Below are 20,800 nucleotides of genomic sequence, written 5' to 3' on the forward strand. Positions count from 1 at the left end.
ACGGGGGTGGGGCGACTCGCGCGCCGATGAGGAACTACCTGGGACACAAGGGCAAACCCGAACCCGAGCCACCGGCCGCCGTAATCCATGCGCACGAAATCCGTTTGCCGGAAAGCACCGGCTCGGCTCAGTTTCTCGGCCATGGATGCTTCCGCCAAGACCAGCGCCGCCTGGGTTGACGCCCTCATCGATTTCCTCCGCCAGCAACCTGAGATCAGTGCCGTCCGGATCGATCCTGCCGCCCATCGGGTCGCGGTGGCGACGGTCGGCAACGTGGCCGTCGCCGGACTCGAGCAGCGACTCGCCGAGACGATCGCCGCGATCGACGCCGAGCTGGCCCGGGGCGCCGAGGCCGCCGCGCCGCGTGGGTATTCAGTCCGCCGTGACGGCGAGTCCGTGGTGATCGGAAGGGAAACGTGCGAGACCGCCGAGAAACTCTGGCTGTGGCGTGAGATGGAGTGGCCCGCCATCGAGCACGAGGAGGGACATGGCGAACAGGAATGGAAGACGCTTTCGGTCCTCGCGGCCGTCTGTGGCGTCGCCGGCATCACCGGGGCGCTCGTGGCGCATTTCGTGCCTGGCACGCCCGCGCTGGCCAAGGCGTTCTACCTGGTGGCGATCATCGCCGGTGGCTGGGACGCGGCCGTCGACACGTGGGAAAACATCAAAAAGCGCGAGATCGACATTCACTTCCTGATGCTGGCGGTCGCGTTTGGCGCGATGGCCATCAACCACTGGAGCGAGGCTGTCCTGCTGCTGTTCCTGTTCTCGGCCTCGGGGGCGATGGAGGAGTACGCCCTCGACCGGACGCAGCGTGAGGTGAGCGCGCTCCTCAAGAGCTCGCCGAAACGTGCCACCGTCGTGCTGCCCAACGGCAACGAGCAGGAAGTGGGCGTCGAGGAACTCCAGCTCGGCCAGCGCGTGCGCGTGAAGCCGGGCGAGGCGTTTGCCGCCGACGGCGTCGTGGCGCATGGCGCCAGCGCGAGCGATGAATCCGCCCTCACCGGCGAAGCGACGCCGGTCGAAAAGAAGGTCGGTGACCAGGTCTTCAGCGGCACGATCAACCTCTGGGGCGCGGTCGACTTCGATGTCGCGCGCCTGCCTGCGGAAAGCACGCTGCAGAAGATCATCCGGCTGATTCAGACGGCGCAGAAACTGAAGGCGCCGAGCGAGCGGTTCACCGACAAGTTCGGTACCGGCTATACGTATGCCGTCATCGGCGGCGCGGCGGCGATGTTCCTCGTGTGGTGGCTGGTGCTCGGGCTGCCCGCGTTCACCAACACCGACGAGACGCGTTCGGCCTTCTACCGTGCAATGACGCTCATGGTCGTCGCGAGTCCCTGCGCCCTCGTGCTGTCGATCCCGTCCGCCATCCTGGCGGCCATTGCCTGGGGCGCGCGCCATGGCGTCCTGTTCCGGGGCGGCGCCGCGATCGAGAAGCTAGCGGATGTCACCACGGTCGCGCTGGACAAGACGGGCACCCTCACCACGGGCGAACTCGCCGTCGTGGGCTATGAGAGCTATCCGCAGGGCCGCGAGCGCGAGGTGCTCGAGTTGGCCTACGCGCTCGAGGCCAAATCCCATCACCCACTTGCGCGAGCGATCGTGCGCCACGCCCGCGCCGAGGGCGTCAGCGAACTCAAGGTCGACGATTTCCAGTCCATCACCGGCCAGGGATTGCGCGGCAAGGTCGCCGGCTCCTCGCTCCTCCTCGGGCGCCGCGAGCTGCTCGAGGTCGGACCGCTCGCCGACTGGGCCAAGCAGCTTCCCGTCGCTCCCGCCGATCTCAGCGAGGTGTGGGTCATCGGCCCGAACGTGGTCGGGCGCGTCCTGCTGCGCGACCAGGTGCGCAAGGAATCGCAAGGCGTGCTCGCCGCGTTGAAGCGGATGGGCATCCGCACTGTGATGCTCACCGGTGACCGCCGGCATGCCGCCGAAGCCGTGGCCCGTGAGCTCGGCGTCGATGAGGTGCGCGCGGGCCTCAAGCCCGAGGATAAGGTCACCGCCATCGTCAGCCTCCGCGAACAGGGCCAGAAGGTTGCGATGGTCGGCGATGGGGTGAACGACGCGCCGTGTCTCGCCGCGTCCGATGTCAGCGTCGCCATGGGCGCGCGTGGCAGTGACGCTGCGCTCGAGCAGGCGGAGGTCATCTTGATGCATGACCGTATCGAGAACTTCCTGGCGGCCCAGCGCCTCAGCCGGCGCGCCCGTGCGATCATCCGGCAAAACCTCACGCTCTCGCTGGGCGTCGTGGTGGTGATGGTGATTGCGACGGCGTTCGGCGCGGTCCCGCTCGCCGTTGGCGTCGCGGCGCACGAGGGCAGCACCCTCGTCGTTTGCATCAACTCGCTGCGCCTCCTGTTCGGCCGCAACGCGTAGCAGACTGCCGGACCGAGTCCGACAGTCTGCTGATCAAAATGGCTGCGCCATGTTGGTGGACAGGGGAGAGCCGAGTCAGACGGGAAGATTGGCCCGGCCCGCAGTGGACGCCGACCGGTTGCCGCTTTGCCGGGGGGGGAGAACCCGTTCCGGCTGGCTATTCGATCCACACCAGGTCGCCGACGCGCACCTCGTCGTAGAGTTCGATGACGTCGTGGTTGCGCATCTCGACGCAGCCCGCGCTCATCGGCTCGCCGAGCCGCTCCTCGTGGTTGGTGCCGTGGATGTAAACGTAGCGATCGTACGTATCGACTTCGCCTCCGCGGTTCACCCCAGGCTCAAGCCCGCGCAACCACAGAATCCGGCTGGTGATGAGCTGCCGCGCGGCCTCGGAGTCGGGGAATTCAGAGAAGTGACGACCAGTCGGCAGGCGTGACTTGAAGACCATCCCGGCGGGCTGGCCGCCGCCGATGCGTTCGGCGATCTCATGCAGTCCGCGCGGCGTCCCCATCGAACCCTTGATGTTGGACGGCGGTTTTAGCGAGGTGGAGACCACGTAGCTCTTCACCAGTGCACCTTTGCGGAAGAATTGGAGGGTAGCTGTGCTGATCCGCACGATCAGCACCCGTTCTCCGGGCTTGATGCCCAGCTGGGCGCAGGCTTTGGTTACCCGCTCCATTGGAGTCTCACTCGTGAACAACGTATCCATCAATGTCGGCATCGTCGGCGCCACGGGCGCCGTCGGTCAAGAGCTCCTACAGCTCTTGCATGATCGGAATTTCCCCATGGCCCAGCTGCGGCTCTTCGCCTCGGCTCGGTCGGCGGGCAAGGTCGTTACGTGTGCGGGCAAAAAATACACCGTGGAGGAAGCGAAGCCCGGCGTCTTCAAGGACCTCGATGTGGCGTTCTTCGCCGTCGAGGGCGCGACGACCAAGGCGCTTGCGCCTGACGCCGTCGCGGCCGGCTGCCTCGTGATCGACAAGAGCTCGGCCTACCGCATGGACCCCGCGGTGCCGCTCGTCATTCCGGAGATCAACCCGGAGCAGCTCACCCAGCACAAGGGCATCATTGCCAACCCGAACTGCTCGACGGCGGTCACGCTCATGGCGCTGTGGCCGCTGCACAAGGCCTTCGGTCTGAAGCGCTACATCGCGTCGACATACCAGTCCGTCTCCGGCACGGGGACCGACGCGATCGAGGAGCTCGACCAGCAGGTGCACGCCTACGCCAAAGGCGAACCGCTGACTCGCAAGGTCTATCCCTACCAGATCGCGTTCAATGTTATCCCCCAGGTCGATTCGTTTGGCCCCAACGGTTACACCGGGGAGGAGACCAAAATGGAGCTCGAGAGCCGCAAGATCATGGGGCTGCCGGCGCTCAAGGTGTCGTCCACCACCGTTCGCGTGCCAGTCGTCCGGGCGCATTCGGTGGCGGTCAACGCCGAGTTCGAACGTCCTGTCAGCGTTGAGGCCGCGCGTGCCGCCGTCGCCGCCTTCGAGGGCGCCGAACTCGTCGATGATCCGGCAAACAAGGTTTACCCGACGCCCCTGGACTTCAGCCGCAAGGTGAAGTGCGGCGTCGGCCGTATCCGCATCGACACCGCCCTCGACAACGCCCTGGCGCTGTGGGTGAGCGGCGACAACCTCTGGAAGGGTGCCGCCCTCAATGCCTTGCAGAACGCCGAGCTCATGGTGCGCAAGGGTTGGCTCAAACCCAAGGGCCAGCGCTGAGCATCCGCCGTCGCGGCCGACGCTGCGTTCTCCCCCAAGCCCAAGGTGCCGAACCCGCCGGGGGGCTTGTGCGACTTATCGGTTGCCCGCGCGTTTTCGCCTCGGGCAGTGCCCCGGTGCCCTCGTGGCCGGGGTGTCATACCCTCGAATAATTCCTTGTCTTGGCGGTTTACCGGCGGCTTTCATCAACCTTTCGACTCGGACGCCTAGCTCAGTTGGTTAGAGCACCTCGTTTACACCGAGGGGGTCAGGGGTTCGAGTCCCTTGGCGTCCAGTCTACGTTCGAGCGCAGCGGCGAGCGTAGGCTGTCCGTTCGAGTTCCGCCTCCGCGGAACGACGACGGACCTGCTGCTGCGAACCCGGCCGGCGGCTGGCCAGGTTAAGCCTGCATCTCCATTTCTCTTTCCCATGCGACACACGATCTCCGTCCTCGTTGAGAACAAGTTCGGCGTTCTGACCCGAATCGCCGGCATGTTTTCCGGCCGCGGGTTCAACATCGACTCCCTCAACGTCGCGCCGACCCACGATCCGTCGCTCTCCCGGATCACCGTCGCGCTCAAGGGCGACGAGGGGCAGCTCGACCTTTGCATCAAGCAGCTCCGCAAGCTGGTGAACGTCGTCGAGGTGCTCGACTTCAAGGAAGGCCAGGCCGTCGCCCGCGAACTCATCCTCGTCAAGGTCAAGGCCGACGCCGCGTCGCGTCCCGCCATCCTCCAGATTGGCGAGATCTTCCGCGCCAAGATCGTTCACCTCGCCGCCGAGTCGCTGATCATCGAGGCCACCGGCGATGACGACAAAATCACCGCGCTGCTCGGTCTGCTCGAGCCGTTTGGCATCATCGAACTCGCCCGCACCGGCCGGCTTGCCTTGAAACGCTGAGTCGCCCCGCCCACGCGCGCCTCCTTCCACTTTCTCCACCCGCAACCTGAACCGAACACATTCCATGCCCGCGAAAGTCTACACCGACAAAGACGCCGACCTCGGCGTGTTCCAAAACAAAACCCTCGCCATCCTCGGCTACGGTTCCCAGGGCCATGCCCACGCGCTGAACCTCAAGGACAGCGGCTGCAAGGTCATCATCGGCCTCTATCCCGGTTCCAAGTCGCGCGAGGTCGCGCAGCAGCACGGGTTCGAGGTGTACGACACCGCTGAGGCGGTGCGTCGCGCTGATGTCATCATGGTCGGCCTCCCCGACATGAAGCAGGCTTCGGTTTACGAGGCGGACATCCTTCCGAATCTCGCCAAGGGCAAGACGCTGCTCTTCTCCCACGGCCTCGCGATCCACTTCGGCCTGATCAAGCTGCCGAAGGACGTCGACTGTATCATGGTCGCCCCGAAGGGCCCGGGCCACATGGTCCGCCGCCTCTACGCCGAAGGGAAGGGCATGCCCGCCCTCATCGCCGTTGCGCAGGACAAGTCGAAGACCGCCAAGAAGCAGGCGCTCGCCTGGGCCAAGGGCATCGGCTCCACCCGCGCCGGTGTGCTCCAGACCACCTTCAAGGAAGAGACCGAGACCGATCTGTTCGGCGAGCAGGCCGTCCTCTGCGGCGGTGCCAGCGCGTTGGTTCAGGCCGGATTCGAGACGCTCGTCGAGGCGGGCTATCAGCCTGAGATGGCGTACTTCGAGTGCCTCCATGAGCTGAAGCTGATCTGCGACCTCATGTACGAGAGCGGCATCGCCGGCATGCGTTTCTCGATTTCCGAGACCGCCAAGTACGGCGACATCACCCGCGGCCCCCGCGTCGTGAACAAGAAGACCAAGGCCGAGATGAAGAAGATCCTGAAGGAGATTCAGACCGGCAAGTTCACGAAAGAGTGGGTCAAGGAGTACAAGGGCGGCCTCAAGAAGTACAACGCGCTGCTCAAGGCCGGCGAAAAGCACCAGATCGAGAAGACCGGTGCCTACCTTCGCAGCATGATGCCCTGGATGACCAAGAAGAACATCAAGGGCGTGCAGGCTTCCTACTCCTGAGCCAGGCTTGCCTGATTTGACCGCGCAGGGCTGAACCGGGGCATCCCGTTTCAGCCCTTGCTGTCTTTGCCCGGGCGCGCGGCTTGAGTTTCGCGGCCCAAGGCGTTCAGTCTCTCCCTTTCCCCACCTCCGCTTCTCCCACGTGAAACTCGTCCTCGCGACCCGCAAGAGTCCTCTCGCCCTGGCCCAGACTGAAATGGTCGCCGCCCATCTGCGCACCGCGCTGGGCGTCGAAACCGAGCTGCTCAAGATCGTCACCACGGGCGACAAGCAGACCGAGTGGTCGCTCGAACAGCGCGGCGGCAAGGGGCTCTTCACGAGCGAACTCGAGGCGGCGTTGCAGCGGGGGGAGGCCGATGTGGCCGTCCACAGCACCAAGGACCTGCCCGGCGACATGCCCGCCGGCCTGGCCATCGGTGGCTACATGCCGCGCGCCGACACCCGGGACGTCCTGGTGCTCCGTGCCGGTGTCGAGGAGCCGAAGTTGATCGCCACCGGCAGCCCGCGGCGCCGCCTGCAGGTGAAGCTGATGTTCCCGGCCGTCGAGTTCACCGAAATCCGCGGCAACGTCGACACGCGCCTCCGCAAGATCGGCCAGCAGCACGTCGCCGACGGCACGATCCTGGCCGCCGCCGGCATGAAGCGGCTGGGCATCGACGCGTGGCCCGACGTCGAGTTTGCCCCGCTCGATTTCGCCCAGATGGTTCCCGCGGTGGGGCAGGGCGCGATTGCCGTGCAGTGCCGCGAGGCTGACGCCGCCAAGTTCGCCGCGGTGTTCGATGCGCCGACCATGCGCACGGTGAACGTCGAGCGCGCGTTCCAGACCGCGCTCGGCGGCGGTTGCCACACCGCCTTCGCCGCCCACGTCGCGGGCGAAACGCTCTACCTCTTCCACGAGCAGATCGGCCAGCGCAGCCTCCCGCTCACCGCCGCCGACTTCGCCGCGCCGACCGAGACCGCCGCCCGCATCCTCAAGGATCTCGGGCTGAAGGCCTGAGCACCGCGGTAGTCCAGGAGACGGGGGCCGACCGGCGGGAGAGATCGGTCGTAGCTTGGGGTCACCTCTTCAGCCCTTCAGCGTTCAGCTCTTCAGCCCTTTTCTCCCCGACCGTCTTCACCACGAGCGTCGGTTGGTTCGTGCCGAAATAGGGCCCCGCCACCGCGCACATCTCCTTCAGTGCCGCGGCGAAATCGCGCCCCCGTGCGTTGATCGTCATCTGCACCGTCCAAACCGGCGTCGGCCGGCCCACGACGCCCGCGCGCGGATCGAAGGCCAGCACGGCCACAAAATAGCGGGGCTCATTCATCAAGTCGGCCAGGGTGAAGGGCGCATCTCCCGGCGCAGGTGGCGGGAGCACTGCCCCGCGGAGACCGAGCATGTCCTGGCGGCGCATCACTTGCGCCATGTCCTGCCGGTTGATCCCGCCGAGCTGCGACATCGCCGCCCGGCGACTTCCTTCCGCCGCCGCAGCCACGCCCGCAACCCGCGCACTGAGATCGCCCTTTTCGGTCGCTTGCGCTGACTCAACCGCTTCGTCCGCCTGCCGGATCGAGTCCATGTCCATACCCGCCTCTGCGCCGGCGCTCTGTTCGGGCGAGATTAACCCCCAGTGCACGGCGAGCACCAACGCGGACCGCCGGCGCGAGGTGAGCCGTTCAAAGCGCGTCGTGCCCATCGCCGTGGCCACCTCCTGGGTCAGGGTGTCGAAATCGAAGCTCCGCACGCCGTTGTCGCTGTCGTTCGCGTAGCTTTCGCCGCGCGTGAAGAGGTAGCGTTCGGCGGGTACCTCCATGCCGGCATGCTGCTGTACGTACGCCGGAGTCGCGATGGCCCGGACGGTGACCGCCTGTACTTCGGCTCCCGCGGAGCCTCCGCTTTGACATCCGGCGGCAGCCGCGAGAGACGCGGCGGCGACGGTACGGGAGAAAACGCGGAAGATTCCAGAGGGGCTCATGCAGGTTGAAGTTGCACGACATTGGCGTCTGCCGGTCCGGCGTGTCAACGGACCGGCCCCGGGCGGCCTCACCCGTGAGGTCCCGAAATGGGCGCTTTCATTGCCGGGAATTCGCTGCAATCGTGTCCGGTTTCCCGCCCATGAAATCACCTCTCTCCGGCAAACGCATCGCCGTCACCCGCGCGCGCGATCAGGCGCCCGAACTCACCGGCAAACTCACTGCACTCGGCGCGGAGGTCGTCGAACTGCCGCTGATCCAGGTGGTGAAGGACATCGACAAGCAGACGCTCGCCGACGTGCTCCTCGAACTCGGTGGCTATGACTGGATCGTGTTCACGAGCGCCAACGGCGTCCGCTTCTTCTTCGAGGAGTTCCACCGAATCTTTGACGACATCCGCTCGCTGGGCCTGCTGCGCTTCGCCTGTGTGGGCGACGCCACCGCGCGCGCGATCAGGGAGCAGCACCTCAAGGTGGAGTGCCAGCCGGAGGTCGCAACGGGCGAGGCGCTCGCCGACGCCCTCATCGCCACCGGCAGTCTCGACAGCGCGAAGGTCCTGGTGATCACGGGCAATCTCAACCGCGACGAACTCGTCAAGAGGCTCGAGGAGGCCCGCGCCATCGTCGACCGGCTCCCCGTGTATCGGACCGAGACGACGGACGTGACCCACGATCCGGCCGCGGTGGACTTTCGCGCGCACGGCGCGGACGCGATTCTCTTTGCCAGTTCTTCCGCCGTGCAGTCGTACGCCGACCAGGCACGCGCCTTGAAACTCGGCCAGAACGCCCGCAAGCCGATCGCCGGCAGCATTGGGTCGCAGACGAGCGAAACGATGAAGAAGGTCGGAATTCCGATCGCGTTCGAAGCGAAGAAGCCGGGCCTCGACGAACTCGTCGCCGCGCTCGTCAAGACGCTCGGATAAGGACCTGGACAACGCCGCAGCCGGCGAGCAACCGCACGGCCGGGCTCGGCAGAGCAGGGTGGTGCGCCGCCGCGCCGCCCCATCGTCTGATGCGCGGTGCGGTGTCCCGGCCACGTTGCCAACGGCCTGCGGCTGCCGTTCGCGTGACGTCAGCCGCGCCGGACCGGGCGAAAAATCTGGTTTGGTATTCGGGCCCCAAGTGTGTTTCGTCGTCGGCTCCGAACATGAAGGTCCCGTTCCTCGATCTGTCGCTGCAACATCGTGCGCTGCGTGAACCGGCGCTGGCGGCCCTCACCGCCACCTATGACGCCACGCGCTTCTGCCTCGGCAAGGACGTCGAGGACTTCGAGCGGAATTTTGGCGCCACGCTCGGCTACCCGCGCGTCCTCGGCATGAACAGCGGCACCGCCCCGCTGCACGTCGCGTGCATGATCGCGGGCTTCGGCCCGGGCGATGAGGTCATCACGTCTCCGTTCACGTTCATCTCGTCCGCCTGGGGCATCAACTACGTCGGCGCCAAGCCCGTCTTCGCCGACATCGACGAGGGCACGTTCAACCTCGATCCCGCGAAGGTCGCCGCCGCCATCACGCCCCGCACCAAGGGCATCATCGTTGTGCATCTGTTCGGCCAGCCGGCGCGGATGGACGAAATCATGGCCATTGCCCGGCAGCACAACCTTTTCGTCATCGAGGACTGCGCGCAGGCGGTCGGCGCGAGTCACCTCTCCGCCAGCGGTTCGGCCACGCCCGTCGGCCTCATCGGCGACGCCGGCACGTTCAGCTTCTATCCGACCAAGAATCTCGGCGGTTGCGGTGAAGGCGGCGCCTTCGTCTCGCGCCGCGAGGAAATTCAGACGCGGGCGCGCCACGTTCGCGTCCACGGCTCCGACCGCCGCTACTATCACGACATCGTGGGCGGCAACTTCCGCATGGATGGTTTCCAGGGCGCGCTCCTCAACGTGAAACTTCCGCACCTCGCCGGATGGACGGCCCGCCGCCGTGCGATCGCGGGCCGCTACCTCAGTGAGATCAAGCTCGGCGATGTGCGCCTGCCGGAGCAGCCGGCGTATGGAAAGTCCGTCTTCCACCAGTTCACGATCCGGCACCCGCGGCGCGATGCGCTGCGCGAGCACCTGACGAAGCAGGAGGTCGGCACCGATCTCATCTATCCCGTGCCGCTGCATCTCCAGAAGTGCTACGCCAACCTCGGTCGCGGTCCGGGCTCGTATCCGGTGGCCGAGCGTGCGGCTGCGAACTGTGTCAGCCTCCCCATCTTCCCCGAACTCACCGACGCGCAGGTCGACCAAGTCATTCGCGCGGTGAACTCGTTCTGAGCCGGATCGCCGTCGCTCTGCCCCGCCGTGGTGCTCGCACCGCTGCGGCACGCGGTTCGGCGCCGGCGTGACGGTCTGGTGACGGAATCCGCTCTGGCGCCGATCGGCCGACCGCGTAAGCTTCCGTCTTCTTTTCTATGGCCAAGAAAACTAACGGCACGATCGGGATCCTGACCGCGGGTGGCGACTGCCCCGGCCTGAACGCGGTGATTCGTGGCGTCGCCAAGGCCGCGCTCCACTACGGCATTCGCGTGATCGGCATCCGGGACGGATTTCGCGGGCTGATCGAGAACCGGACCCTGCCGCTGGATAGCCAGGCGGTCAGCGGCATCCTGACGCAGGGCGGCACGTTTCTCGGGAGCAGTCGCGACAAGCCGCACAAGATGCCGGTGGGCGGCAAGGTCGTGGACATGACCAACGTCGCGGTGCGCAACTACAAGAAACTCAAGCTCGACTGCCTGGTGTGCCTCGGCGGCAACGGGACGCAAAAGACGGCGTTTCGCCTGCACCAGCGCGGCGGCCTCAACGTGCTCACGTTGCCCAAGACGATCGACAACGACGTCGCCGAGACGGACATCACGTTCGGCTTTGACTCGGCAATGGCGATTGCCACCGAGGCGATCGACCGGCTGCACACGACGGCCACGAGCCACCAGCGGATCATCGTGGTGGAAATCATGGGGCACGACGCCGGCTGGCTTTGCCTCGGCGCCGGCATTGCGGGCGGCGCGGATGTCATTCTGATTCCCGAGATCCCGTACGACCTCGAGGCGGTGGCGCGTCATCTCACGCGACGTCGCAAGGCGGGGAAGCGCTTCTCTCTTATCGCGGTGGCCGAGGGCATCATCTCACGCGAGGAGGCCAAGGCCCGCGAGGCGGCCAAGCGCATTGAGTCCCCCTTCATCGCCGAGAGCGGCGGCACCCGGCTCGTGCAGGAACCCGTGGCGAGCCGGCTCGCCCGCCAACTCCAGCAGCTCACCGGCGTCGAGGCGCGGGTCACGTCCCTCGGCCATGTTCAGCGGGGCGGCACGCCGACGCCGTTTGACCGGCTGCTCTGCACCCGGCTGGGAACCAAGGCTGGCGAACTTCTCGCGCAGGGCCGCTACAACATCATGGTGGGCGTCCGCGGCACCGAATGCGTGCCCGTGCCACTTGCAAAGGTCGCCGGCATCAAGCGTGTCGTTCCCACCAACCACCCGTGGATCAAAACCGCCCGCCTGGTCGAAACCTGCCTCGGTGATGACTGTGAGTGACGCCGTCATGCGCCTCGCTTGCGCCGTACGCCCATGATCCAGGGACTGCGCCTCAAAGTCTGCGGGCTGACCTCGCTCGTCGATGCCCAACTGGCCGACAACTCCGGGGCGGACTTCCTCGGTTTTATCCTGCACCCGGCGTCGCCGCGCCACGTCACGCTCGCGCAGTACGATGCGATGGCCGAACGTCTCCCGGATCGGCGGCGGGTGGCGGTGCTGGTGGAGCCGGAACCCGCGCAGCTCCGCGCCGTGCGGGAGCGCTTCGACTATTTTCAGATTCACTTCTGCGCCGATCTACCGGTCGCGATCGTCGCCGGTTGGACTGAGATCGTCGGTCGCGAGCGGCTCTGGCTGGCCCCCAAGGTCAAGCCGGGCGAATCCGTGCCCGAGTACCTTCTACCCCAGGCGAAGTATTTCTTGTTGGACACCTTCCGGGCGGACGGATTCGGCGGTACGGGCCGCGCGGGAGACTGGCCGCAGTTCGCGCGGGAGCAACGCGCCCATCCCGAGCACACCTGGATCCTTGCGGGAGGTCTGGGACCGGACAACGTGCTCGCGGCACTCGAGTCTTCCGGCGCGCGTTTCATCGACGTAAACAGTGGCGTCGAGGCTGCGCCTGGGGTGAAGGATCCGGAGAAGTTGCGCCGGCTGGTCGCGGCGCTGCGCGCTCGTGGCGGGGTGGCTCCCGGCCGGTGAGAGCATCGCGTCATTTCCGCCCGCGCCACCGACCCCCGGCGGGGAAAAGATTTGTCATCGACGATGGTGGAAAGGAACCGGCGCACTGTCGTGAGGGACAAATGCGCATGCCCTTGTCCCACGCCCCCGCCGATTCCGAGTCCCTCGTGCGCACGTTTGCGCTGCGCGTCAGCCAAGGCGCGGTATGGGTGCTCGTCGCCGGGTTGTTCTCGTTGGTCGAGGCGGCGGTGCTGGTGACGGAGCATGTGCCGGGCCGGTTCCTTCGGCCGCGGCGCGTTAACCGCGGCGAGCGACTGGCGGGCACGGCGGGCGACCGTGGCGGCGCCATCGCCGCCTGAGCCGCGAATTTTCCGGCCACACGAGCCTTGGTTTCCCCGATGGGTCGCGGCCTTGTCGTGACGCGGCGCGCCGGCATTAACGAAGGCCATGCTTCCCGCTTCACCCTTGATCGTCGCCGTCGACGACGAGCCGGACGACGTGTTCTTCCTGCGCCGTACCCTCGACAAAACCGGCATCCCGCATCGCTTTCAGCCGTATAGCAATGGCGAGGCCGCTCAGGCGGCCTTGGCGACGGTGGCCGCGGCGGCGACGCCCGCCGACGCGCCGATCATCGTCTTTCTCGACATCAAGATGGTGGGGATGTCCGGCTTTGACGTGCTGCGGTGGATTCGGGCGCACCGCGCGCTCGATGACCTGCCGGTCATGATGTATTCATCTTCTGATCACCCGTCCGACGTGAGCCTGGCGCGGGAGCTTGGCGCCCAGGGGTACCTGAAGAAGTATCCGTCGGTGGACGCGATGACGACCGTGCTGCAAGAGGCGCTCGCGTTCGCGCAGACCCCACCGCCGCGTTCGACGTTCGTGCAGTGGAGTTACCGCTTCATCGACTCCGTGCCGGTCCCGGCCAAGTAGCGACCGGCGGCTGAGGAGAGCGCGAAGAGTGTGCGGACGTTCCGCGGTCGTGGAGCGCGCCTGAGCGCCAGCGTGCGGCGTGAGTCCGGCGCGGTCGAGGCGGCTCGCCGACGACGTACCCGCTTAGCGTTTCGTCCGCGCCTGCCAGGCGGCGTAGTCGGCATCAAGTCCGGCCGCGCGCGTGTTGTACCAGCCGTAGCCGAGGCGGCGTTCGGCCGAGAGTTCGGTGACAGCGTAGTGCACGGTGCGGTCGCGTTCTCCGAAGATGGGCCGGCTGGTGCCGAGCTCGTAGAAGCGGGCCCACAACCATGGCGCGCCCGGGCGCGCGACGAGGCCCGTGCCTTGGTCGGCTTTGCGATCCCAGGCGGTGTCCCGGATCGCGGTGGCGTGGAGCCAGCGCACGGCGCTGTCGATGGCCGACCGCACCGCCGGGGTGGGCTGGGGCAGCGTCATGAGAAACTGCACGAGTCCCGTGGACTCGCTGGTGCACCCGGAGATCGGCTCGAAGTTGCGCGCGGCGCAGGGCTGCAGGGTGAGCGGATCGTGCTGCTGGCCCCAGAGGGTCAATTGCCCGGCGGGCGTGCGGAGCTGCGCCGCCAGCACGCAGGCGATCCCGCGTTCAAGGGCGCGGCCCGCCTGGGTAGCCTCGCCGCCGCTGACAAAGGCGTATTCCGGGCGCCTTTGGCTTACGTCGCGCAGGAACTCGAGGATGTGCACCATCGCGTCGTCATTGAAGGTGATGGCGTCGTGGTAGCCGCCAACGAGCGGGTAGATCTGCGGGAATCCGCCGTTCGGATACTGGGCGGCGAGCACGTACGCGAGACCGCGCTCGAACGCCGTGCGCCAGGCGTTGACGCGGGGATCACCCTCCGCCGCGGCGGCAACACGGGCGAGGAACCGAAGTTCGGTGATGGTGGAGTCGTTGTCGAAGGTGCCGGCGCTCCAGACGTCGTGGTGGTCGTCGGCTGGCACGCGGTCACGCGTGTAGTCGCCGCTCTTGGTCCAGGCTCCCATGGCCGTCTGCCAGTTCACCACGTGATCGGCGACGGCCCGGGCTTCCGGCGAGGCAAAATAGGCGGCCGGGGCGTTGAGGCGCACGCCGCGACTGTAGGAAGCGCCGATCGGGGCTCCAGCGATTGGCTTGGTGGCGGAATGATCGGCGAGGTCGCGGCCCTTGAGTTGGGCGATGCGACGTTCCGACTCTGCCCAATAGGCGCGCCAGGCGGGTTGCTCGACCGCGGGGAGGGCGTTGATTCGGTCCGCGGTCAGCGGCAGAAATGCGTTCGCCGGCCAGGATGCCGGTGCCGTGTGTCCGCGGGCGACCGGTGGCACTGCTTGCGCGGGCAGGTCGACGGCCAGTTCGACGGCATGGAGCGTCGCCGCAACGGTCGCGGCCAGGCTGATAAACAACACACGCGGGCGGACGGAGAGTTGGAGCGTCATGGATACGATCGCGCTGCCGCGGTCGATACGCGCAAGACGCGGACCTGCGGGAAAGGATGTTCTGCAGCGACGAACCGACCAATCTTGGGCCGTACCCGCTGACGCGCAGGGTTTTACCGGGTTTCGAGAGGCGGGCCCGCGCTCCTGAGTCGGCTCCCTGCAACACCGGGGACTACCGGAATTCCGGTAGTTTGGGTGCTTCCGGTTCGGTGATCACAAGGCAACGCTTCGCCTATCCCGCCATGATTCCCAACTCAACACAGGCGCACCCGCCTGAGGCACGGACGCACACTGTCGTGGTTGCAGACCACATCGTTGCCGATGCTTCGATCCTGCGTTCCTGGCTGGAGCAGATGGGCGTAAGTCCCATCTGCGTGGCGAGCGGACGCGAGGCAATCCGGTTGATCCGCCAACAGCCCATTGATCTCGTCATCACCGAAGTCATCATGCCCAACGGCGACGGACTTGAGGTTATCCTCGAGTTGAAGAAGCAGCAGCCAGGAGCACCCGTGATCGCGATGTCGGGCGGCGGGCGGTATCTTCCCGCGGCCGACTGCCTGCGGGTCGCCAAGGGCCTCGGTGCCCACGAGATCATGATGAAGCCGCTCCGCCACGCCGACTTCTTGCGCGCCGCCCGCCAGTTGCTGCCAGCCTTGGCCGAGGCCGCGATCTCGCAGGTGCAGCCATGAGGGTTCGGCGCTTGCGCCAACGACGCAGCGCCGGATAGCGACTCGGTGCGCTGCGTCTCGTTGCTGCAGCGATGAATGCCATCGACTGAAGTGTCGCTCAAGTGGCTTTGGAATAGCTGCTTACATTTGCACGTCCGCCCTCGGAGCGCGCCTGTCGCCTCTCTGGGGCGCGAGGGTGGAACCATCTCGCGCGGCGCAACCCAAGCGGGAAGAGGCCTGTCCCCTGATCGAGGGGAGGCTCCACCGTGGTCGAGGTCTTTCCCAAAATGGCCAAGCACGCGAGGGGCCTGTCCCCTAAAACTGCGGGACCTGTTCCCCCGATGACCGGTGCTGCGAGCTGCGATCCCAATGAGAGGTCTGTCCTCAACCCGCACCCAACCTGCAGGGGAGGCTGCTTTGAGGCCTGTCCCCTGATCCTGATCCCAAACCGATGAGGGGTCTGTCCCCAATTGCTCGACTGCGTATCCCGGCCCGCCGGAAGGGGCGGCCCCCTGACGCCTAATGTCGGCGCCCGCCGAGGGCACTTGTGGGGCCTGCGTCCTGAGGCTGCGGGGCTCGTCCCCTGAAACCCTGAACGTGAGAGGTCTGTCCCTCGAGGTTGGAGGCGTGACGCGATTAGGGCCTGTCCCCTGACAGGCAGCGCGTTGGCGACGGGATAGGCGAGGGTGGCGGGCGGGGCTAAGACGGAGAATCTGGTTGCCCTCCAATGGGGCGGTGGGTTGTTCTCGCCAGCTCTACACCGACATGAAGCGCACCCACCATTGTGCCCAGCTCACCTCTGCCGATCTCGGCGCCACCGCGTCGCTCGTTGGCTGGGTGGACACGATCCGCGACCAGGGCGGCATCATCTTCATCGACCTGCGTGATCGCAAAGGCATCACCCAGGTGAAGCTGGAACCGACCACCAATGCGGCGCTCGCGGAACAGCTCAAGCACCTGAAGCCGGAGTCGGTGATCGGCATTTCGGGCACCGTCGCCCGCCGTCCCGAGGGCACTGCCAACCCGTCACTGCCGACGGGTGAGGTTGAGGTCGATGCGACCTCGCTCGAAATCCACAATATCGCCGATACGCCGCCGTTCCCGCTGGACGATGTCGGCGGTGACAAGGTCAACGAGGACCTCCGCCTCACGTACCGCTATCTCGACCTCCGCCGGCCGAAGATGAGGAAGAACCTCCTCGTCCGCCATCGTGCCGCGAAGTCCATCCGCGATTACTTCGACGCCCAAGAGTTCATCGAGGTCGAGACGCCCGCCCTGTTCAAGAGCACGCCCGAGGGCGCCCGCGAGTACCTCGTGCCGTCGCGCATCCACGCGGGCCAGTTCTATGCGCTTTCGCAGTCCCCGCAGCAGTTCAAACAGATCCTCATGGTCGCCGGGGTGGAAAAGTACTTCCAGATCGCCCGGTGCTTCCGCGACGAGGACCTCCGCGCCGACCGCCAGATGGAGTTCACCCAAGTGGACGTCGAGGCGTCGTTCGTCACGCGCGAGGACATCTACGCGCTCTTCGAAGGCATGCTGAAGAAGGTTTGGAAGGACGTCCTCGACGTCGACATCCCAACCCCGTTCCTCCGGATGCCCTTCGTAGATGCGATGAACCGCTTTGGCGTCGACAAGCCCGACCTGCGCTTCGGCCTCGAGCTCGTCGACTTCTCGGACACCTTCAAGAACTCCGCCTTCAAGGTCTTCCAGGCGACGGTTGCCGGCGGCGGCGTCATCAAGGCGCTCAATGCCAAGGGCCTCTCCGACATCACCCAGGGCGAGACCAAGAGCTTCGAGGATATCGCGAAATCCCTCGGCGCCAAGGGCCTGGCCTACATCAAGGTTGAGGGCGGCGAGTGGAAGTCGCCGATCGTGAAGTTCTTCACCGACGCCGAGAAGGCCGAGCTCACCAAGCGCCTCAACGTTGAGGACGGTGACATCATCTTCTTCGCCGCCGCTCCTTGGGAAAAGGCCTGTGCAATTCTCGGCCGACTCCGGCTCGAATCCGCGGCGCTGCTCCAGAAGCGGGGCAAGCTCACGCTCCGATCCGACGACTGGAAGTTCCTCTGGGTGGTGGATTTCCCGCTGATGACGTACGATGAGGCGGAGAACCGCTACGTCGCCACGCACCATCCGTTCACCGCGCCGGTCGCCGAGGACGCTCAGTTCCTGGACTCGAACCCGAAGGCCGTGCGCGGCCAGCACTACGACGTTGTGCTCAATGGTATGGAACTCGGTGGCGGCTCGATCCGCATTCACCAGCCGGCGCTGCAGAAGAAGGTTTTCGAGGATGTCCTCAAGATCCCGCAGGACGTCGTCGAGAGCCGCTTCGGCTACATGCTCAAAGCATTCACCTACGGTGCGCCGCCGCATGGTGGCATCGCCTTCGGTCTCGACCGCATGGTCGCGCTGCTCTGCGGCACGACGAGCATCCGTGACGTCATCGCCTTCCCGAAAACCCAAAAGGGCCAGGATCTCATGGCTCAGAGCCCGACGCCGGTCACCGAGCGCCAGCTCAAGGAGCTCCACATCGGCGTCGTGATGCCGGAGTAAGGGCGTCCGCCCTGAGACCTCGCTATTCTCTGAAGCGCGGCGGCCCTTGGTCGTCGCGCTTTTCTTCGTCCACCGCGGGGCACCGGGAGGAGCGCCAACCACGGCGACGGAACGCCCCATTCTTTCCGCTGATCCCCGATTTGACAGGCCGCCGCCAAGCGGCAGTGTGGTCGTGACGCTTGCTTCGCCGGGCGTCATTCCATGACCAACCAGTAAGAGATTCCCATCGGTTCGCTTTGTCTGCGCCGCGCGTGCGCGCGCGGTGCGCAACCTTTGCCCCTCTTTTGGTATGCTGTCTCTGCATGATGTTGTCGTGGAGTTTTCCGGCCGCGCCCTGTTCGCGCCGCTGACGTTTTCCTTTTCCTCACCGCGTTGCGGTCTCGTTGGCGCGTCGGGCTCCGGCAAATCGACGCTGGCCCGCCTGCTCGTCGGCGACCTCGAACCGACGTCAGGCCAAGTGAGGCGTGATACCCCGGTGCATCTTTTCGCCCAACACACGGCTCGCCCGGCGGGCCGGGTGGACGACTTTTTGGCGGATCTCTGGGCCACCGAGGCACCGGCTTCGCCGCTCTGGCACGCGTGGCTGCCCGCGCTCGATCCAGCCGCCGAGCTCAACGCGCTCAGCGGCGGCGACTGGATGCGGGTGCGCCTCCTGCGGCTGCTCGCGATCAAGGGCGAGCAAATCATCCTGGATGAACCGACCAATCATCTCGATCAGGCGGGGCGCGCCGCCGTCGTCGCGTTCGTCGAGGGTTTTGGCCGCGGGCTGATCGTGATCAGTCACGACCGCGAACTGCTGCGGCACGTCGACGAGATCGTTGAGCTCACCCCGATCGGGCTGCAGCGGTTCGGCGGCAACTTTGAATTCTACTGGCAGGCGCGGGCGGAGCAGCGGCAACGACAGACCGAGGCGCTCGAGGATGCGGAGCGGGCGCGCAGACTCGTCGCGCGCGAACAGGCCGAGCAACTCGCCGCCCAGGACCGGCGCATGCAGGTTGGTCGCCGTCGCGCCGCCCAAGGTGGCCAGCCCCGCATCGTCGCGCACGCAATGCGCCGTCGCGCGGAGGAGACGCACGGCCGTCTGGTCCGGCACGGCAGGGCCGAGATCAGCGCCGCCGAGCAGGCTTGGCGGCAGGCGGTCGCCGTGCGCCAGACGGATCCGTTCCTGCGGCTCGATTTCGCCAGCGCCGCTCCGCCGGCCGGAGCCGTGTTCTTCGCGGCGCGTGGCGTGCAGGTGCGGTTCGAGGGCGCCGCCGCGCCGCTTTGGCCGGAGCCACTCGAGTTCACGATGTGCGGCCGGGAACGCTGGCAGATCGGCGGCGCAAACGGGACCGGCAAGAGCACGCTATTGCAGGTGATGACCGGGCGTGCGCACGGCGCCCTCGTGGACGGGGAATTGCGGCGGACCGGGCGTCCGTATGTCTGCCTGGATCAGAATCAGAGTCTGCTGCCGACAACGGGGTCGCTGCTGGAGGCCCTCACCGGGCACACGCGTTTCACCCCGGTCGAACTCAGGAACGAACTCGCCTTCTACGGCTTCACCGGCGCGAAGGTGAGTCAGTCGCTCGCTACGCTGAGCGGCGGCGAGCGACTCCGGGCCGCACTCGCCGTGATCCTGCTGGGCGATTGCCTCCCTGAGGCCGTGCTGCTCGACGAGCCCACCAACAACCTCGATTTCCAGAGCCAGGAACTGCTGCTCCATGCACTGGAGCGCTTCACCGGACTCCTCGTCGTCGCGAGCCACGACACTTGGTTCACCTCCCGTCTGCACCTGACGCACACGCTTCACCTCGCTCGCCGCCTCCCTGCGTGAATCGTCGTGGGCACGAAAAGGTGCAGTAGGGCGCTGTTGTCTTCGCCGCGAACCGGCTTCCAGAGCCGGCTCAAACCGCGCGGTGGGTTAGTTTCACGTTGCATTCAAGCGACTTGCGCGGCTCCGTTGAGGTCCTCCTCGACCATGCAATCGTCCACGCCTCTTGCTGAGGTGCCGTTGGGCCCGCTCCTCGGGTACCTTGCCCTCTGGTTCTGCATTTCGCTGTTCATCCTGCTGCTGGCGAAACGCAAAGGACGTTCGCCTTGGGTCGCGGTCTTCGGCTTCGTGCCGGTGGTGAACGTCTTCTATGCCGTGTGGCTGGCATCACAGCCGGATCGCGCGCTCATCGACCGTCTCGTGGAACTCGAGCGCCGGGCCTTCTTCGGTCACGTGCCGGACGAGGCCCGCCGCACCAATCCCCAGATGCCGCCGGTGGCAGAAACGCCACGAGCCGTTTTCCGCGACCGCTGACGCCTCGACGGACGGCGAAGGGCAGGGGAGCGCGGCAAACGGCTCGGGAGGGGCGCGAAGCGCGCGACAGACTTACTTCTTGGCCTTGGCCTGCTCGGCCTTGACCGCCTGCTCGATCTTGGCGGCCTCTTCGTCGGAGACCTGAATGTAGATGTTGGCCGTCTCGATCTCCATCGTGTAGTTGCGCGTCAGCGAGAAGCCGTAGGTCTTCGCCATGAGGGCGTTGTTCTCATTGAGCTTTGCGAGCTGCGCGTCGAAGTCGGACTTCATCTTCGCCTTCTTCTTGGCGTCCTTCTCCTTGTTCATCGCCGCTTCGAGATCGACGAGCGCCTGGCGCTGGTTCTGGAGAACCTGCACGTTGTTTTGGAACTCACGGACGGCCTGCGCACCCTTGATGGTGGCGACGAGCGCGAACTTCTGCTGAGCGGGCGCGGCGGCGCCGACGCCAATCTTGGGCGTGGTCTGACCCACGGCGAAGCCGGCGGCCAGGAGGACGGCGCTGAGTGACAGGACTGAGAGAGTCGTACGTTTCATTTGGAAGGGTGAAGCAATAGGTCGGATAGCAGGACAATTTCGCCGCTCCGTGGCTAGCTGATTTTGTATCCCCGCCGGGCGCCCGATCGAGCCTCCGATGCAAATGACTGGGCGCCACGGCGTATTTCGCCATGGCCAGAGGCGGCTGGTGTGGGCAGGAAGGTCGC

The 20,800-nt window shown here is 66.3% G+C and carries 19 protein-coding genes and 1 tRNA gene; 16 read left to right on the plus strand and 4 right to left on the minus strand.

The window, feature by feature from the left end:
• Nucleotides 1–141 precede the first annotated feature (141 nt).
• Nucleotides 142–2,379: a cation-translocating P-type ATPase gene (locus DB354_RS10850; RefSeq protein WP_107835653.1), complete on the plus strand. Its 2,238-nt coding sequence runs from the start codon at nt 142–144 to the stop codon at nt 2,377–2,379.
• A gap of 157 nt (nt 2,380–2,536) precedes the next feature.
• On the opposite strand, the gene DB354_RS10855 is transcribed toward DB354_RS10850, so the two are convergent.
• Entirely contained in the window at nt 2,537–3,058 is a 522-nt protein-coding gene (locus DB354_RS10855) for a L,D-transpeptidase (RefSeq protein WP_107835654.1), read from the minus strand.
• A gap of 13 nt (nt 3,059–3,071) precedes the next feature.
• Between DB354_RS10855 and DB354_RS10860 the strand changes: the two genes are divergently transcribed.
• The 5 genes from DB354_RS10860 to hemC all read left to right on the plus strand — a co-directional run bounded on the left by DB354_RS10860 (nt 3,072) and on the right by hemC (nt 7,078).
• Nucleotides 3,072–4,109, plus strand: a complete 1,038-nt coding sequence (locus DB354_RS10860; protein WP_233256611.1) for an aspartate-semialdehyde dehydrogenase — start codon at nt 3,072–3,074, stop codon at nt 4,107–4,109.
• Nucleotides 4,110–4,309: 200 nt separating this feature from the next.
• Nucleotides 4,310–4,383: transfer RNA gene (locus tag DB354_RS10865), tRNA-Val, on the plus strand.
• Nucleotides 4,384–4,517: 134 nt separating this feature from the next.
• Nucleotides 4,518–4,988: an acetolactate synthase small subunit gene (gene ilvN / locus DB354_RS10870; RefSeq protein ID WP_107835655.1), complete on the plus strand. Its 471-nt coding sequence runs from the start codon at nt 4,518–4,520 to the stop codon at nt 4,986–4,988.
• Nucleotides 4,989–5,052: 64 nt separating this feature from the next.
• Nucleotides 5,053–6,081 carry a ketol-acid reductoisomerase gene (gene ilvC, locus DB354_RS10875; RefSeq protein WP_107835656.1) on the plus strand — a complete coding sequence of 343 codons (1,029 nt, stop codon included), beginning with the start codon at nt 5,053–5,055 and terminating at the stop codon, nt 6,079–6,081.
• A 142-nt stretch (nt 6,082–6,223) separates the two neighbouring features.
• Nucleotides 6,224–7,078, plus strand: coding sequence for a hydroxymethylbilane synthase (gene hemC, locus DB354_RS10880; RefSeq protein ID WP_107835657.1), 855 nt, complete (start codon nt 6,224–6,226; stop codon nt 7,076–7,078).
• A 61-nt stretch (nt 7,079–7,139) separates the two neighbouring features.
• Here hemC and DB354_RS10885 read toward each other — a convergent pair whose 3' ends face one another.
• Nucleotides 7,140–7,874, minus strand: coding sequence for a hypothetical protein (locus tag DB354_RS10885; protein ID WP_107835658.1), 735 nt, complete (start codon nt 7,872–7,874; stop codon nt 7,140–7,142).
• A gap of 302 nt (nt 7,875–8,176) precedes the next feature.
• Between DB354_RS10885 and DB354_RS10890 the strand changes: the two genes are divergently transcribed.
• From DB354_RS10890 to DB354_RS10915, 6 genes are all read left to right on the plus strand, one after another.
• Nucleotides 8,177–8,956 (plus strand): uroporphyrinogen-III synthase, encoded by a 780-nt coding sequence (locus DB354_RS10890; RefSeq protein ID WP_107835659.1) that lies wholly within the window; start codon nt 8,177–8,179, stop codon nt 8,954–8,956.
• A gap of 224 nt (nt 8,957–9,180) precedes the next feature.
• Entirely contained in the window at nt 9,181–10,290 is a 1,110-nt protein-coding gene (locus DB354_RS10895) for a DegT/DnrJ/EryC1/StrS family aminotransferase (RefSeq protein WP_107835660.1), read from the plus strand.
• Nucleotides 10,291–10,427: 137 nt separating this feature from the next.
• Entirely contained in the window at nt 10,428–11,543 is a 1,116-nt protein-coding gene (locus DB354_RS10900) for an ATP-dependent 6-phosphofructokinase (protein WP_107835661.1), read from the plus strand.
• A 33-nt stretch (nt 11,544–11,576) separates the two neighbouring features.
• On the plus strand, nt 11,577–12,239 hold the full coding sequence (locus DB354_RS10905) for a phosphoribosylanthranilate isomerase (RefSeq protein ID WP_107835662.1): 663 nt from the start codon (nt 11,577–11,579) through the stop codon (nt 12,237–12,239).
• A gap of 107 nt (nt 12,240–12,346) precedes the next feature.
• The gene (locus DB354_RS10910) at nt 12,347–12,577 is read left to right on the plus strand and encodes a hypothetical protein (protein WP_146180193.1); all 231 of its coding nucleotides are present in this window, start codon (nt 12,347–12,349) and stop codon (nt 12,575–12,577) included.
• Nucleotides 12,578–12,665: 88 nt separating this feature from the next.
• Nucleotides 12,666–13,151 (plus strand): response regulator, encoded by a 486-nt coding sequence (locus DB354_RS10915; RefSeq protein ID WP_107835664.1) that lies wholly within the window; start codon nt 12,666–12,668, stop codon nt 13,149–13,151.
• A gap of 123 nt (nt 13,152–13,274) precedes the next feature.
• Here the strand turns inward: DB354_RS10915 and pelA are convergent, their stop codons facing one another.
• Nucleotides 13,275–14,594, minus strand: a complete 1,320-nt coding sequence (gene pelA / locus DB354_RS10920) for a pectate lyase (protein ID WP_107835665.1) — start codon at nt 14,592–14,594, stop codon at nt 13,275–13,277.
• Between the two features lie 242 nt (nt 14,595–14,836).
• Between pelA and DB354_RS10925 the strand changes: the two genes are divergently transcribed.
• From DB354_RS10925 to DB354_RS10940, 4 genes are all read left to right on the plus strand, one after another.
• Nucleotides 14,837–15,283 carry a response regulator gene (locus DB354_RS10925; RefSeq protein ID WP_158277486.1) on the plus strand — a complete coding sequence of 149 codons (447 nt, stop codon included), beginning with the start codon at nt 14,837–14,839 and terminating at the stop codon, nt 15,281–15,283.
• Nucleotides 15,284–16,027: 744 nt separating this feature from the next.
• A complete protein-coding gene (gene aspS / locus DB354_RS10930) occupies nt 16,028–17,815 on the plus strand; it encodes an aspartate--tRNA ligase (protein WP_107835667.1) in 1,788 nt (595 codons plus the stop codon).
• 289 nt (nt 17,816–18,104) lie between these two features.
• Complete coding sequence (locus DB354_RS10935; protein WP_107835668.1) at nt 18,105–19,628, plus strand: ATP-binding cassette domain-containing protein; 1,524 nt, start codon at nt 18,105–18,107, stop codon at nt 19,626–19,628.
• Between the two features lie 144 nt (nt 19,629–19,772).
• Entirely contained in the window at nt 19,773–20,099 is a 327-nt protein-coding gene (locus DB354_RS10940; RefSeq protein WP_146180194.1) for a hypothetical protein, read from the plus strand.
• Nucleotides 20,100–20,171: 72 nt separating this feature from the next.
• Here DB354_RS10940 and DB354_RS10945 read toward each other — a convergent pair whose 3' ends face one another.
• Nucleotides 20,172–20,633, minus strand: coding sequence for a hypothetical protein (locus DB354_RS10945; protein ID WP_107835670.1), 462 nt, complete (start codon nt 20,631–20,633; stop codon nt 20,172–20,174).
• Nucleotides 20,634–20,800 lie beyond the last annotated feature (167 nt).

Origin of the sequence: Opitutus sp. ER46 (assembly GCF_003054705.1) — a bacterium.
GTDB lineage: Bacteria > Verrucomicrobiota > Verrucomicrobiia > Opitutales > Opitutaceae > ER46.

Coding starts and splice junctions, on each gene's coding strand:
- DB354_RS10850 (WP_107835653.1), top strand. CDS start 142: ATGGATGCTTCCGCCAAGACCAGCGCCGCCTGGGTTGACGCCCTCATC.
- DB354_RS10855 (WP_107835654.1), bottom strand. CDS start 3,058: ATGGAGCGGGTAACCAAAGCCTGCGCCCAGCTGGGCATCAAGCCCGGA.
- ilvN (WP_107835655.1), top strand. CDS start 4,518: ATGCGACACACGATCTCCGTCCTCGTTGAGAACAAGTTCGGCGTTCTG.
- ilvC (WP_107835656.1), top strand. CDS start 5,053: ATGCCCGCGAAAGTCTACACCGACAAAGACGCCGACCTCGGCGTGTTC.
- DB354_RS10885 (WP_107835658.1), bottom strand. CDS start 7,874: ATGGAGGTACCCGCCGAACGCTACCTCTTCACGCGCGGCGAAAGCTAC.
- DB354_RS10890 (WP_107835659.1), top strand. CDS start 8,177: ATGAAATCACCTCTCTCCGGCAAACGCATCGCCGTCACCCGCGCGCGC.
- DB354_RS10895 (WP_107835660.1), top strand. CDS start 9,181: ATGAAGGTCCCGTTCCTCGATCTGTCGCTGCAACATCGTGCGCTGCGT.
- DB354_RS10900 (WP_107835661.1), top strand. CDS start 10,428: ATGGCCAAGAAAACTAACGGCACGATCGGGATCCTGACCGCGGGTGGC.
- DB354_RS10905 (WP_107835662.1), top strand. CDS start 11,577: ATGATCCAGGGACTGCGCCTCAAAGTCTGCGGGCTGACCTCGCTCGTC.
- DB354_RS10910 (WP_146180193.1), top strand. CDS start 12,347: ATGCCCTTGTCCCACGCCCCCGCCGATTCCGAGTCCCTCGTGCGCACG.
- DB354_RS10915 (WP_107835664.1), top strand. CDS start 12,666: ATGCTTCCCGCTTCACCCTTGATCGTCGCCGTCGACGACGAGCCGGAC.
- pelA (WP_107835665.1), bottom strand. CDS start 14,594: ATGACGCTCCAACTCTCCGTCCGCCCGCGTGTGTTGTTTATCAGCCTG.
- DB354_RS10925 (WP_158277486.1), top strand. CDS start 14,837: ATGATTCCCAACTCAACACAGGCGCACCCGCCTGAGGCACGGACGCAC.
- aspS (WP_107835667.1), top strand. CDS start 16,028: ATGAAGCGCACCCACCATTGTGCCCAGCTCACCTCTGCCGATCTCGGC.
- DB354_RS10935 (WP_107835668.1), top strand. CDS start 18,105: ATGCTGTCTCTGCATGATGTTGTCGTGGAGTTTTCCGGCCGCGCCCTG.
- DB354_RS10940 (WP_146180194.1), top strand. CDS start 19,773: ATGCAATCGTCCACGCCTCTTGCTGAGGTGCCGTTGGGCCCGCTCCTC.
- DB354_RS10945 (WP_107835670.1), bottom strand. CDS start 20,633: ATGAAACGTACGACTCTCTCAGTCCTGTCACTCAGCGCCGTCCTCCTG.